Origin of the sequence: Nonomuraea sp. MG754425 (assembly GCF_021699195.1) — a bacterium.
In the GTDB taxonomy this organism is placed as follows: domain Bacteria; phylum Actinomycetota; class Actinomycetes; order Streptosporangiales; family Streptosporangiaceae; genus Nonomuraea.
The window spans coordinates 1-12,932 of record NZ_SSXE01000249.1; the positions used below are offsets into that span (position 1 = coordinate 1).

Below are 12,932 nucleotides of genomic sequence, written 5' to 3' on the forward strand. Positions count from 1 at the left end.
CCAGCAGCTTCAACTCCCGCTCAACCTCCCGCCCGCGGCATCACCGCCAGACTCACGACGCACCGGATCGGCCGGTCGGCGGGACCGGGGCGGGCGGTGAGGGCGGGCGTGGCACCCGGGTGACCGGGAACGGCAACGCCAGCTGACGTCCCCGCGCGCCGGCCGATCCGGTGCGTCGTGAGTCTGGCGGTGATGCCGCGGGCGGGAGGTTGAGCGGGAGTTGAAGCTGCTGGTGGCCACGAAGCTGCTGGTGGCCGCGTGGTCCTGGCGGGGTGGGCGTATTCACTGGTGCTGTTCCTCCCGTGGTCGTGGGGCCGGCTGCCGGTTGGGCTCCTGCTGGTCCGCCGCGTGGCTGGGGAGGGCGTCGTCGGCTTCCTGCGGTGCCGGGCGGGCGGCCGGGGCGACGCGCCGTTCCGGCGTTCTTCGTGGCGGTGCGGGCGGCCCGGCCGCCGGTTTTGGTCAGGGCGGCCTTGGCCAGGCCGAGCGTCTTGTAAACGATCAGGGTTTTGACCAGGCGGTTCAGCATCTGGGGCTGGGAGGACTGCCAGACGGAGCGGGCGACCCAGCCGGGGATCTTGATCAGGATGAACAGCAGGCCGATCAGCACCAGGGTGTCGATGGCGCGGGTGACGATGGGTTTGACCGCCGCCAGGGCAGGCTGGCTGGGGCCGGTGGTGAAGGCGTCGGTTGAGTCGGTGAAGTACACCTTGAACGCCAGAATGAGCACGAGCGCCTGCAGGACCTGCATGACCAGGACGCCGGTGAAGGCGCGCCACCACAGGCGGGCGATGTGCTCGGTCTGCGGCAGCGCGTGACACAGCAGCGCCAGCGGCGCGGCGATCATCAGGAACAGCAGCAGCGCGACCCGGATGATCGCGATGAAGGCCAGGATGAGGCCCATCACCACGGCCAGGCCGATCATCCAGATCAGGAACACCTGCGGGCCCTGCAGCTGGCCGACCGGGTTGGCGAGCTTGTTGGCGATCAGGTCACCGGCCCGCTTGCCGTCCACTCCTTCCTCGAGCAGCGCGCCGATCAGACCGTTGGCCAGGTCGATCGCGTACTGGCAGAGGGTGAGCGAGAAGTTCAGCGTGATCGCGGCGACCACCATCCGGGGTGCGATCTCGGAGGCGGTGGTGGAGGTCTGCACGCTGCCGTACGCCATAACGATCACACCACCTGCCAGCACGAACAGGCCGAGCAGCGCGTTGGCCACCATCCGCACGTGCGTGGACAGCTCCTGCACCCGGGCCACCATGTCCGGCGGTGGCGCGGACAGCAGCAGCGTGCCCGCCGCCTGGAAGGCAGGCTGGATGGCCTCGGTGACGATGGCGCCGAACCAGCCGTTCAACGCCTGGTTGATCTTGCAGCCGAAGTCCAGCCACCCGCACTCCTCGGCTCCCCCGTCCGACCCCGGTTTCGGCGTCGGGGTCGGTTCCGGCTGCGCCGGGGCCGTTGGCGCGGTGCTGGGGATCGGATGGACCGGCGGCGTCAGCATCGGCCCTGCCGGCGCCGTCGGCGTAGCGGCCGGTGCGGGTGCGGCGGGCACTGTGGGCTGGGGGTTGGCCGTCGGCAACGGTGCTGCCGGTGGCGGGTCTGGTTCGGCGGCTGCCGGAGCGGCCGTGACGGTGAACGTGATGGCGATGATCACGAGAACCTGCGCCATGCGGCGTCTCGTGTTGATGAGCAGCGTGCTCGCCGTGCGTGGGTCGGGTGGCGGGCGGGTCACGTCAGGCCCCGACGATGCCTTTGAGGACGCTGACCAGCAGCGGCGCCAGTACCGCGATGCCGTAGCCGAGAGCGGCGTAACGCAGCGTCTTCTTGGCCGACTCCACTTCGCCGGGGTCGCCGCCGGCCAGGATGTATCGGACTCCGCCGACGGTCAGGAACAGAGTGGCGAGGGCGACCAGCAGGCCGATGATGACGTTGCGCAGGTTGTCGATCACTTTGTTCAGCGAGCCCGCGCCCTTCCCGCCTTCTTCGGCGGCCAGGGTCGTGACGGTGGAGAAGACGGAATCGGCCGTGGCGGTGGGTGTGGCGGTGGCTTGGGCGAGGTGGGCCAGGGCCAGTTCCAGGAGTGTGCCGAAGGTGACGGCGCCCAGGACGACGGTGGTGATGAGCAGTGCCTTGCGGGTGGTGGAGCGGGTGCGTGGGATCACGGCTGCCTCCCGGGCAGAGTGGTTGATCGGGCAGGGTGACGATGGGTTCGTAGGTCGAGCAGGTGGGTGTGGTGGCTGGCTGGCTGGGTGAGAGGCGGCGCGGAGGTGCCGGGTCCGGTCGCGGGGCCGGGTGGGCGTCCTCCTTGGGCGGTGCGTGGTGGGCTGGGCCGGGTGACAGGGACCGGTGACCAGGTACAGGCCCTCGCTGCCGGATCCGCGGTGCCCTCCGCGCTGTCCTCTCAGTGGTTAAAAGACCTGGGTGAAAGGCCGAGTTCGGACATGAGGGCCAGCGGATTTTGTGCAGTCTTTGCTGGCTGCTCGCCGCCGACCAGCGGTGCGATCGCTACAGGTCGCGGGACAACTGGCCGCGCTGGAGTGCCTGCTGCAGGGCAGTTTCCGCGCGCCGGCGGCGCTTGAGCGCGGCGCAGTAGAGCAGGCCCCGGCGACGGCAGAAGGAGCTGAGCGACACCCCATCCAGCCGGGTGGCGGCGATCAGCTCCGCTTCCAACTCGGTGATGACGCCTTGAGTGACGGCCTCGGCCAGGAGCACGTCAGGATGACCGGGCGGGTAGATGAGCGCCTGCTGGCCGCTGTCGGCGCGGTCGGACAGGTCCGGGTCAGCCAGCGGGCCGGGCCGGTCGATGGCGTGGGCGCGGACGACGGCGATGTGAGTCAGCCGGGAGAGCCGCAGCAGTGGGTGGGACCAGGCCAGGTTCACCCGGCACAGAGCTTCCATGTAGGCGGCCAGGATGTCGGCTTCCAGATCCTCGCGGTCGACCCGCTCGGCCGGAATCTTGTCAGCGAGCGCACCGATGAGGCGGCGCAGCATCGGGATAGCCAGTGCGACGGCGGCGACCATCCACGCTCCCCGGTGGGCGCGGGCCTGGCTGATGAGATGCCGCCACACCTGGTCACGGGTGGTACGGGAGCAGGACGGGTGCAGCAGCATCGCCGGCAACTCGTTCAGCGGGATGGGCCGGGCGGGAAGCCCATGCCCGAGCAGTGCGCCGTCGAGCGAGAGCGGGGCAGGGCCCCGCATGAGTAGGGCGAAGGCGTGCTCGGCCACATCCAGCGGCAGCGACCCGCCCCGGCCGCATGGGCTGCCGCCGAGATCCTCGGACGCCTCGCTGGGCTGCGCGGTGTCCACGTCGAGGTCGACGGCGGGCAACGCTTCGATCGGGCGGGTCGTGGGCGCACCGTTCAGGTCGGCGCGGACGGCGGCCGGGCTGGTCAGGGTCGGGCCGTTGGCGGCCGGGTTGCTGGTGGTGATGGGGTTGGTGGTGGCGTCCGTGGCGAGGTGGACCGAAGGGTGAGACATGGCGAGGCTCCCGATGAGGCGTGGTCGGTTCGGACATCGCCATGTCGCCAGAGAGCCTGGACAGGAATCGGGCAGGAGCCGGGCAGGAAGTGATCAGACATCGGGCACGGCAAAGATCACACCAAGCTGTGATCATGCTCCGGAACCGTTGATGACCTGCGGAAACGCCGGTATGCCGGGCTTGTGCGCGTCGGGTTGACGACAGGTGCTGTCCCTGACGTCGCGCCCGGAAAGCGGTGTTGACCTGCGGTTACGGGACGCCGCCGAGAATCTCGGGTCAAGTTAGCGTCAACCGAGTGGACCGGAGCGCGCACCCGTGGGTTCTGGATTGCCTCTGCCGGGTTCGGGCTGCAGCGCGGCCGGTCAGAGGCCCTCGTCCGGGTTGCGTAGGGGCGGAGTGCTGGGTGCGCTGGTGCGGCGTATGCGGGCCTCGGCCTGGGCGTTGGCGATGACGGCCGAGACGGCCTCGGCGGAACGGCGGGCCGCCAGGTCCCGGACCTCCTGGGGCGGGTCACGGTCATCGATGATGAACAACGTTCCGTCGTTGGTGACATGGGTCCGGGCGTTCCAGCCGACCTGGCGGCCCGCCGCCCGCGCGGCTCGCCGGACCTCGGCCACCTCGCCCAGGTCGGCGACTGCTTCGCGGGTGAGGACGAGTTGGCCGTAGAAGCCGCGGTCCTCGGGTTTGAGGCCGGCGGACATCATCGCCTTGATCTGGTCGACGAGCTTGGCGAAGCGGCGCTCGGCCAGTTCGTCCTTCCGGCTCGGCATGCAGATCGCCCCTGGCTCACCCGTCTCGGTGCGTTCTCTTCCCAGAGTAGGTGGCGTCGTTCAAGGACGGTTGTCCTGTTGCAGCGAAGGTTGAGCATTATCACTGAAGGTTGAGTGACTGACGGGCAGCGGGGCTGAAATGCAGGTGCCCAAGGGCGGGGCACGCAGGCAAGATCTCAGCATGTCTACCGACGTCAGCGGGATGATCGAGTGCCGACCGGGTGCCCGCCTTTGGGGTCCGGAAGATGAGGACTCTGTGTGGCAGGCCGCCATCGACCTCTTCTTGCTCAACAGCGGCAACGCTTACGACGGACTCGCCTGTCTCTTCGGGATTCGCAACACCTTCGGCTTTCGCCCTGTGGCTGAAGGCCGTGGCTTTCCCCACGACGCCTCGGAGGGGCTGACCAGTGAGTTCGCCGGCTATGGCGGACCTGCCGACGTGTTCGGGACGACGTGGCTCACTTGGGCTGAGGTCGCCTCTGTCGACTGGACGGAGACGGACAGCTCCGGCAGGCGAAGCCGCGGCATGGTCGCAGGCGACGAGAGCGACTGGGGCCCGGTGTGGAGCGTGATGCGCACGCTCAGCGAAGTGCACGGCGCGCAGAACGTACGGCTCGTCGTCTGGTTCCACTGATCACACGGGCTGGTCAGCCACGGCGCCGAGTAACAACTGGGCCTTGCGCTAGCCCACATGGCCGCCAGTTGTCACCACGTATTACCAGCCCGGGAAACTGCGGTCACCCTTGTTCCAGCGGAACCCGCGTACCGGCGCCACATCTTCGAACCGGACGTTCCCACCCGGCGCCCAACGCGACACGTCGACGCCGCCCGTCATCGAAGAAGTCCAGGTCGAAGGCGCTGAGCACGGGATCGCTGTAGGCGTGTAACGGTTCTTCTACCGTCTCCCCAGACAGCCAGGCTTCAGCGGTCACTCAAACTTCGGTGAGAAACCTAGCGTTCACCAACCTTCGGTGACAATGCTCAAACTTCGCTGCAAAAGAACAACGGTCGGCCGTGGTGGAGCTGTCCCGTGACAGGCGATCTTCCTTTTTGCCAGTGAATCTTGCTCATGGGGCGGGTTCTGCCACTACGGTTTGCTCATGTACTGATCGTTTTTGGGCTGGATGGTGGCCTGTGGGCGGTGCCGCTGCCGAGCGGCTTGAGGGGCTTGACTGGCCGGTCGAGCTGGATTTTGTTGATGCGCTTGGGGCCGAGCGTCGGGTGACGTCCTCGTCGTGCTCGGGGGTGCGGTTCGAGGATGTGAGGCCGGTGCGCTCCTTCCAGTGGTCTCCGGGGCTCGAGCATTTCCCGGGCTGGTGGTGGGCGGCGACGACCGGACGTCATGTCGGTTATGAGTCCTGGCTGGAACGCGATCATGTTCAGGCTTTGGACTTCGACCGGGAGATCATGGGGATCGCTTCGCAGCCGTTTTGGCTGCGCTGGGAGGGCGAGCGGGGCTGGCGGCGGCATGCGCCGGACTACTTCGCTCGGCGGGTGGACGGGACGGGCGTGGTCGTCGATGTCCGCGCCGATGACCGGATCGAGGACAGGGACGCCGAGGCATTCGCAGTGACCGCGCGGCTGTGTGCTCTGGTGGGCTGGGAGTTCCGGCGGGTGGGAGAGATCGACCCGGTCCTGCGGGCGAATGTTCGGTGGTTGTCCCGCTACCGGCATCCGCGATGCGCTGGCCGCTCCGAGGTCGGGGACCGGCTGCGGGAGGTGTTCGTCTCGCCGGCGCCTCTGCTGGCCGGTGCAGAGGAGGTGGGAGACCGGTTAGCGGTGCTGCCTGCGTTGTTTCACCTGATGTGGCAGTGCGAGCTGATCGCTGACCTGGAGCAGGAGCGGCTGGGCCCGGCGACGCTGGTGCGGGCCGCTTGGCCGCAGGGTGGTCGGCGGTGAGCGGGAGCAGCCGACCGCGGCGGCCCGCGGGGCTGGCGATCGGCGATCGGATACGGGTGGCAGGGACGCTGCACACGGTGATCGCGGTGCTGGGGACGGACGTGCGGTTGGCCGGCACCGATGGAGTGGTCACCGACATGGCCCTGATCGAGTTGCAGACGGCCGAGGACGTCGAGGTCGTCACCGGCTCATCCCGTCCTGCGGTTCCTTCATCGACTCCGCTGGAAGGGCTGCCGGAGGCGGTGGCCGCGGAGGCGTTGTGGTGGGAACGGCACATCGTGGAGGTGCTGCGCGGAATTCCGCCGCACGCTCCGGCGGGGACCAGGCCGAAACCGGAGTACGACCCGGCGACGGTGTCGTTGACCCGGCGGGAACAGGCCAAGGCCGCAGAACTGGCCGCGGCGGGCAGGCCGGTGACGGCCAGTGCGATCGCCAAACGGCGACGCCGTTACGAGGCACGCGGCGTGGTCGGGATGGTCGACCACCGGGTGGACAAGCCGGTCTCCCCGCATGGGCGGGTGGACCCGGCGGTGGTGGAGGCGATGCGCAAGGCGATCGACGAGGCCACGCAGTCCTCGTCGCGGACGGCGAGCTATCTGTTCTGGCGGACCGAGCAGATCCTGGAGGCCACGCACGGCCGCGGTGTGGTGGAGCTGCCCTCGCAGCGCAGCCTCTATCGGCTGCTGGACAAGCTGTCGGCGGGCAAGCACACCACCGGGTCGGCTCGAACCCGCCGTTCCCTTGCTGCTCGCCCGGACGGCCCGTTCGGTGAGGTGGACGCGTGGGCGCCGGGCGAGGTGATGCAGATGGACTCCACGCCGCTGGACGTGTTGGTCCGCCTGGACGACGGAGTGGTCGGCCGAGTCGATCTGACCGGTGTGATCGATGTTGCGACCAGGACCGTGACGGCCGCGGTGCTGCGGCCGACGACGAAGTCGGTGGACGCCAGCGTGCTGCTGGCCCGCACCGTCACCCCTGAGCCGATGCGGCCCGGCTGGGTGCAGGCTCTGGCGATGTCTCGGTCAGCGCTGCCCTGGCAGCGGCTGCTGGGCATCGACGCGCGGATGGAGCACGCCGCGGCCCGCCCGGTCATCATTCCCGAGACGATCGTGGTCGACCAGGGAAAGGTGTTCATCTCCCGGAACTTCCGCTCCTCCTGCAGCTTCCTGGGCATCAATCTGCAGCCGGTCCACGGCGGATCGGGCTGGGAGAAAGGCCACATCGAGCGGATGCTCGCCTCGGTGGGCACGTTGTTCGCCCAGTTCGTGGCCGGCTACACCGGCAACAATGCGGAACGTCGAGGTCGCAACGTCGAACAGCAGGCGGTGTGGTCGCTGCTGGAGCTGCAGGACCTTCTGGACGAATGGCTCGTGGCGGCCTGGGCCAATCGGCCCCATGACGGGCTGCGCGATCCCGCGCATCCTGGCCGGATGTTCAGCCCGAACGAGAAGTACGCGGCCATGGTCGAGGCGGCCGGGTACGTTCCGGTCGCGCTCTCGGCCGACGACTACATCGAGCTGCTGCCGGCGACCTGGCGGGCGATCAACGCCTACGGCGTGAAGATCAACTATCGGACCTATGACGACGAGGCCCTCAACCCGCTGCGTCAGCAACGCTCCGGGGTCACCGACCGCAAGGACCTGTGGGAGATCCATCATGATCCCTACGACGTGTCACGGGTCTGGGTTCGTGACCACTGGAACGGCGGCTGGATCACTGTGTTCTGGAAGCAGCTTCATCGCGTTGCGGCCCCGTTCGGGGAACTGGCCTGGGACCATACCCGCCGGGCCTTGCCCGGCGCGACCGAGGAGGAACTCGCCGATGCCGTCTCCGACTTGCTGAAACGCGCCCACAACGGGCCTGGCCGCGACGAGAGGCCCGAGGGTGCTGCCCGATTCAGCCGCCGGGACCGGCGCGTCGCGGCACGGACCAAAGCCAGCCCTGTCAGCACCCCGATCCAGGCCGATCCCGCACAGGCCACCGCAGGCTCCGCGAACAGAGCGAGTCAGGACGGTGACGGCACAGAGGAAACCCTTGCCAAGGTGATACCGATGCCGATCTTCGACCCGTTCGCCGAAGCGGACAAACGCTGGTGACGCGCCTGACTCGCTCCGCGCCCGGCGACGATCCGGCCGGAGAGCATCAGCATCTGCAGCTGACCACCCTGGCGGGCTGGCGCGGTTTCGTCACCGAGATGCGCGCAGTCCCGGACCTGTTGCCGGAAGCGATCCGGTCGAGCCTGGACGATGACAAACGCGCCTGCTACGACGATGAGCGCATCGACCACCATTCCCGGCTGCTGGTCGTCCAGACCCCCACCATCCGGCAGATCATCACCGCTGGCCGCCGCCTGATCCAACTGAACAAGAACGCCCACTACGGGCGATGCGGCCTGATGGTCTCCGGACCCGCCCGAACGGGGAAGACCACCGCGCTCGTCCAACTCGGCAAGACCATCGAAGTGATTCACCGGCGCCGCCACCCGCGCGCGACGGCAGACATCCCGGTCATCTACATCACCGTCCCGCCCGCCGCGACCCCGAAGATGATCGCGATGGAGTTCGCCCGGTTCTTCGACCTGCCCATCTCACGCCGAGGCAACATCACCGACCTCGCCGACGCCATCTGCGGGGTCAGCATCGACGCCCGCGTCCGCCTGGTCGCGATCGACGAACTTCACAACCTCAACACCGCCACCCGCGCGGGCGCCGAAGCCTCCGACACCCTGAAGTACTTCTCCGAACGCATCCCAGCCACGTTTGTCTACGCCGGCATCAGCCTGGAACGCACCGGCCTGCTGTCGGGCACCCGCGGTGAGCAGATCGCCGGACGGTTCAGCATGGTCCGCACCGGCCCATTCGGCCAGGACCCACAGTGGAGCGCCCTGATAGCCGCCCTGGAAAACAGCCTGCGGCTGCACCGCCACCGGCCGGGCACCCTGGCCAAACTCGACCGTTACCTGCATCAACGCACCCACGGGATGATCGGAAGCCTGCTCTGGCTCATCCGCAGCGCCGCCATCAACGCCGTGCTGGACGGCAGCGAGAAGATCACCAAGAAGTCCCTGGACGGTGTCGACGCCGACATCGCCTCTCAATCCCCGCGCCCACCCGCCACGTGACCAGAGCCAATGCTGCCCCGAGACCGAATCGAGAAGATCTTCGCCCTGAGCACGGCCGGATTGTCGGCACGCGCCATCGCCAAACAGCTCGGCCACGCCCCACAAACCATCAGCGACTACCTGAACGGCCGCAAAACACCCGGCCTCCGAGCTGTCTCGCGGCCGGACCTGTTCACTGACATCTTCGCCGGCTACTGCCGTCAGCGGTTCGCCGAGGACCCGCACTTACGACCCAGTGCTCTGTTCGATGAGATCACCGAGCTCGGCTTCAAGGGCAGCCGCTCGACCTTCTACCGCGGGCTGACTCGTCGCCTGCTGTCCCCGCCCGACCACCGACAACCTCGGACGCAGGAAGATCCACGGCAAGACCCGTTCGAGATGCCTCGCCTCTCCATGCACGCACCCCGGCATGCGCCGGTCCTGCCACGATCGGTCGCCCCCATCACCGGAGAGACACTCATCTCCTACTTAACCCGACTCGCCCAAGCCAACCACCTCACCCTCACCGAGGTCCTCACCGTCCTGCCCTCCTGGTTCTCCACCAAGATCAACAATCACGACGATCGCGCCCAGCACCACACACTCATCCCCGCAACCACCCAGGCCCTGCACGCCCTCGCCCACCTCGCCCGCACGACCACCACCAGCCTCGCCCGCGCGCTCCCCGCGTTCGGCACCACCGATGCGCACAGCCCAGTCCGAGCCACCACCGCCTGCCGACGATGCACCGCCCGCCGCGGCATCCACCAGCCCGTCCCCATCCACCTGCCCACCCACCACAAAATCTGCACCCGTCACGGCATCTGGCTCAGCGACGCCGACCACCCGCACCTCGACCTCGCCGCATGCCCAGAGATCATCACTGCCCAGCACAGAGCAAACCGGCTTCTACGCCGCTACACGCCCCAGCAACTGACACTCGCTCACCAAGCCGCAGCCAGAGCAATCCCTTCGTGGCCGACCTCTCCCGCCGCCATTCCTCTCCATTGGAGGCATCGGCTGCTGATCTTGCAGACCACCAACCACCGCAACAACATCCCGACCGACCAGGACGACTACATGCACGCAGCGACCTACCCAGATGCCATCACCCTCGCCGCAGCGATACTCCATGCCCCAAACTCACACGCGACCCAGCAAGATCTATTGGCGAAGTCCCCCTGCCCCTCCCGCTACCGTCAGCTCTGAACCCGGACCGGTTCGCCAGTCAAGATTCCTCACCGCAGGTCAGGACACCCACCTCAAGGACGATCCCCTGACACGGGACAGGAGCCGGTGACGAGTGTTGTCCGGAAAGTGTCCGAGATCGCTGTGACCTGCGAAAACAGGATCATGGTGTGCGTGGGAGGGAGGAGAAGCGGAGTGTGGACGCTGGCTCGATGGGGGTGGCGCGTCGGGTTGGCACGCCCGTTTGTACGGGTCGGATCTCCCTCCAGACATCCGACCCGCACACCCCGCCATCATCGCCGTGACCGGTTGGATGCGGAGGGTGAATTAGGCAGGTGAGAGGCCTCCGTACGCGGTTCCAGGCGAGACCGCCGGTGACGGAGCAAGGGGCCGACCGGCAGCGCTATGTCCACAGGGGCACGCTGCAGGTCTTGCCGAATCTTTGCGGGAGGGCCTGTCCGAATTCGGGTCTGGCGACAGGTATTTGGAATGGTGACAGGGATCGGTGGCCCGGCACTTTTGGGCCACACCCACATGACCAAGCCCATCATCACCTCAACCTCAACCTCAACGGCATCCACGTCCACCAACTCCTCCGCCGCTACCGGGCCTGCCACTGTGGGCTCCTCGTCCGTCGCGTCCGCACCGGACACCCAGCCCGGACTTCGGCTGTTCCGGGAGGGTCAGGATGCGGGTCGGGGGCATCTGCCATTGTCGGTGTGGCTGGCGGCGGCCGACGCCGAATCGGTCGCGAGCTGCCGGGTGGGGTGCTGCCATCCGGTCAGCGGCCCGCTGGCCCGCCACCTGGTCGCGGCGTGCACGCGGCTGGGCAACACCGTCGTCCATCTCGGCGCCAGCGATCATCAGGTCGTCTCGGCCGCGCTGACGGCGGGCTGCCTGCCGGTGGCCGTCTTTGCCGACGTGGCTCGCGCGGGGGTGTCCTGGAGTTGCCTGGCGCGTACCCATCCCGACTATGACCTGGAGGTCGCCGACCTGCGCGTCGCTGATCCTGGTGATGATGCCGGGGTGCTGGCTGATTTCTCGGGCAGCGCGGGGCTGGTGGTGGCCGAGCAGACCTGCCAGCAGCCCGTGTGCCGGTCCACCGGCCGACCGGACTTCGGGGCCGAAGCCGAGGTCTTCGATGTCGCTCGTGCGGCGGGGCTGGTCAAGCCGGGCGGGCATCTGGTGGTGATCACCGGCCTGCACCGTGAAGGCGGCGTGGTCGACCCGGTACCCGAGATCATTGCCCGTGCCCGGCAGGCGGGTCTGGTGTATCTGCAGCACATCATCGCCCTGCGGAATCCCGCACACGGCGAACGCATCGACCCGGATCTCTCTCATCGAGCCTCGGCCGCCATCGAGGGGCTACCGGAGTGTGCGGGGTTGCCGGCCAGTGCCCGGGTGCACGCGGACGTGCTGCTGTTCTCCGCGTCTGGCGCCACCGAGTCCACCGGGTCCACCGAGCGGGGCGGAGGTGAGGGTTGATGGTGGAGGTGACGACGTCAGTGTGGGCGACGGGGCAGCGGCCGTCGCGGGTGCAGCGCAAGGGTCGGTATGTGCCGGAGTCGATGCGGCATCCGGGCAAGATGCTGCCCTCGATCGCCGCCAAGGTGATCGAGACCTACACCGCCTCCGGTGACCTGGTGGTCGATCCGATGTGCGGGATCGGCACCACCCTGGTCGAGGCCGCCCATCTGGGCCGGTACGGCGCGGGCGTGGAGTTCGAGGAGCGGTGGGCGCGCCTGGCGGTCATCAACCTCGGCCATGCTCGCGCACAAGGAGCGGCTGAGTTCGGGCGGGTGGTGGCCGGGGATTCCCGGCAGATTGCCCGGCTGCTGCCGGACCTGGTCGGCCGGGCCGCGCTGGTGCTGACCTCGCCGCCGTACGGGGCGGCCACGCACGGGCATATCCGTTCCACTCGCGATACCGGCGAGCCGGGGGTGCGCAAGTGGAACCAGCGCTACTCCCACGATCGCGCCAACCTCGCCCACCAGCAGCTCCCGCACCTCCTCGACGGGTTTGGCCGCATCCTGGCCGGCTGCGTGGAGCTGCTGCGGCCGGGTGGTGTCGCGGCGATCACGGTGCGGCCCTACCGCGTCCGCGGCGAGCTGGTCGACCTGCCCGGCCACGTGCACCGACTCGCTGAGCAGGCCGGGCTGGCGTTCGCAGACCGGATCGTGTGTCTGCTGTGCGGGCTTGGAGACGGTCACCTTCTCAATCGGGCATCGTTCTTCCAGCTCCACGAGGCGCGAAAGGCATGGGCGCGAGGGGTGCCAATCCACGCCGTAGCGCATGAGGACCTCCTTGTGTTCCGCCGCCCGCAGCAGACGCCGCCCAGGAACGGGCCGGGCGCTGCTCGGGAAGCCGTCCGCGAGCTGGAGTAGCCCCGACTATCCCGCTGGTTTCTGGCCCGGATGCGGGCCGGGCGCTGGGGCGCGGGCGTGGACCTGCGGATTTTGGCTTGACGCGGGCCGTGGAGGTGGGCGTCGATACCGCC

Annotated in this window: 11 protein-coding genes; 7 read left to right on the forward strand and 4 right to left on the reverse strand. The window is 68.4% G+C overall.

Annotated elements, in window-relative coordinates; translation table 11 throughout:
• Window positions 1-52 precede the first annotated feature (52 nt).
• From FAF44_RS55430 to FAF44_RS47750, 4 genes are all read right to left on the reverse strand, one after another.
• The gene (locus FAF44_RS55430) at window positions 53-1,666 is read right to left on the reverse strand and encodes a hypothetical protein (protein WP_272896025.1); all 1,614 of its coding nucleotides are present in this window, start codon (window positions 1,664-1,666) and stop codon (window positions 53-55) included.
• Between the two features lie 64 nt (window positions 1,667-1,730).
• Window positions 1,731-2,159 (reverse strand): pilin, encoded by a 429-nt coding sequence (locus tag FAF44_RS47740; RefSeq protein ID WP_237110093.1) that lies wholly within the window; start codon window positions 2,157-2,159, stop codon window positions 1,731-1,733.
• Between the two features lie 343 nt (window positions 2,160-2,502).
• Window positions 2,503-3,477 carry a hypothetical protein gene (locus FAF44_RS47745; RefSeq protein WP_237110094.1) on the reverse strand — a complete coding sequence of 325 codons (975 nt, stop codon included), beginning with the start codon at window positions 3,475-3,477 and terminating at the stop codon, window positions 2,503-2,505.
• A gap of 363 nt (window positions 3,478-3,840) precedes the next feature.
• A complete protein-coding gene (locus FAF44_RS47750; protein WP_237110095.1) occupies window positions 3,841-4,248 on the reverse strand; it encodes a hypothetical protein in 408 nt (135 codons plus the stop codon).
• 181 nt (window positions 4,249-4,429) lie between these two features.
• On the opposite strand from FAF44_RS47750, the gene FAF44_RS47755 reads away from it, so the two are divergent.
• The 7 genes from FAF44_RS47755 to FAF44_RS47785 all read left to right on the forward strand — a co-directional run bounded on the left by FAF44_RS47755 (window position 4,430) and on the right by FAF44_RS47785 (window position 12,819).
• Window positions 4,430-4,882, forward strand: a complete 453-nt coding sequence (locus FAF44_RS47755; RefSeq protein ID WP_237110096.1) for a hypothetical protein — start codon at window positions 4,430-4,432, stop codon at window positions 4,880-4,882.
• A 500-nt stretch (window positions 4,883-5,382) separates the two neighbouring features.
• Window positions 5,383-6,147: a TnsA-like heteromeric transposase endonuclease subunit gene (locus tag FAF44_RS47760; protein WP_237110097.1), complete on the forward strand. Its 765-nt coding sequence runs from the start codon at window positions 5,383-5,385 to the stop codon at window positions 6,145-6,147.
• A gap of 77 nt (window positions 6,148-6,224) precedes the next feature.
• A complete protein-coding gene (locus FAF44_RS47765; protein WP_237110098.1) occupies window positions 6,225-8,243 on the forward strand; it encodes a Mu transposase C-terminal domain-containing protein in 2,019 nt (672 codons plus the stop codon).
• Complete coding sequence (locus FAF44_RS47770; protein ID WP_237110099.1) at window positions 8,240-9,268, forward strand: TniB family NTP-binding protein; 1,029 nt, start codon at window positions 8,240-8,242, stop codon at window positions 9,266-9,268. The genes FAF44_RS47765 and FAF44_RS47770 overlap by 4 nt, the downstream gene beginning before the upstream one ends.
• A 9-nt stretch (window positions 9,269-9,277) precedes the next feature.
• Window positions 9,278-10,456 carry a helix-turn-helix domain-containing protein gene (locus tag FAF44_RS47775; RefSeq protein WP_237110100.1) on the forward strand — a complete coding sequence of 393 codons (1,179 nt, stop codon included), beginning with the start codon at window positions 9,278-9,280 and terminating at the stop codon, window positions 10,454-10,456.
• A 513-nt stretch (window positions 10,457-10,969) separates the two neighbouring features.
• Window positions 10,970-11,920: a hypothetical protein gene (locus FAF44_RS47780; protein ID WP_237110101.1), complete on the forward strand. Its 951-nt coding sequence runs from the start codon at window positions 10,970-10,972 to the stop codon at window positions 11,918-11,920.
• The gene (locus tag FAF44_RS47785; RefSeq protein WP_237110102.1) at window positions 11,920-12,819 is read left to right on the forward strand and encodes a TRM11 family methyltransferase; all 900 of its coding nucleotides are present in this window, start codon (window positions 11,920-11,922) and stop codon (window positions 12,817-12,819) included. The genes FAF44_RS47780 and FAF44_RS47785 overlap by 1 nt, the downstream gene beginning before the upstream one ends.
• Window positions 12,820-12,932: the final 113 nt, after the last annotated feature.

Coding starts and splice junctions, on each gene's coding strand:
- FAF44_RS55430 (WP_272896025.1), bottom strand. CDS start 1,666: ATGGCGCAGGTTCTCGTGATCATCGCCATCACGTTCACCGTCACGGCC.
- FAF44_RS47745 (WP_237110094.1), bottom strand. CDS start 3,477: ATGTCTCACCCTTCGGTCCACCTCGCCACGGACGCCACCACCAACCCC.
- FAF44_RS47750 (WP_237110095.1), bottom strand. CDS start 4,248: ATGCCGAGCCGGAAGGACGAACTGGCCGAGCGCCGCTTCGCCAAGCTC.
- FAF44_RS47755 (WP_237110096.1), top strand. CDS start 4,430: ATGTCTACCGACGTCAGCGGGATGATCGAGTGCCGACCGGGTGCCCGC.
- FAF44_RS47775 (WP_237110100.1), top strand. CDS start 9,278: ATGCTGCCCCGAGACCGAATCGAGAAGATCTTCGCCCTGAGCACGGCC.
- FAF44_RS47780 (WP_237110101.1), top strand. CDS start 10,970: ATGACCAAGCCCATCATCACCTCAACCTCAACCTCAACGGCATCCACG.
- FAF44_RS47785 (WP_237110102.1), top strand. CDS start 11,920: ATGGTGGAGGTGACGACGTCAGTGTGGGCGACGGGGCAGCGGCCGTCG.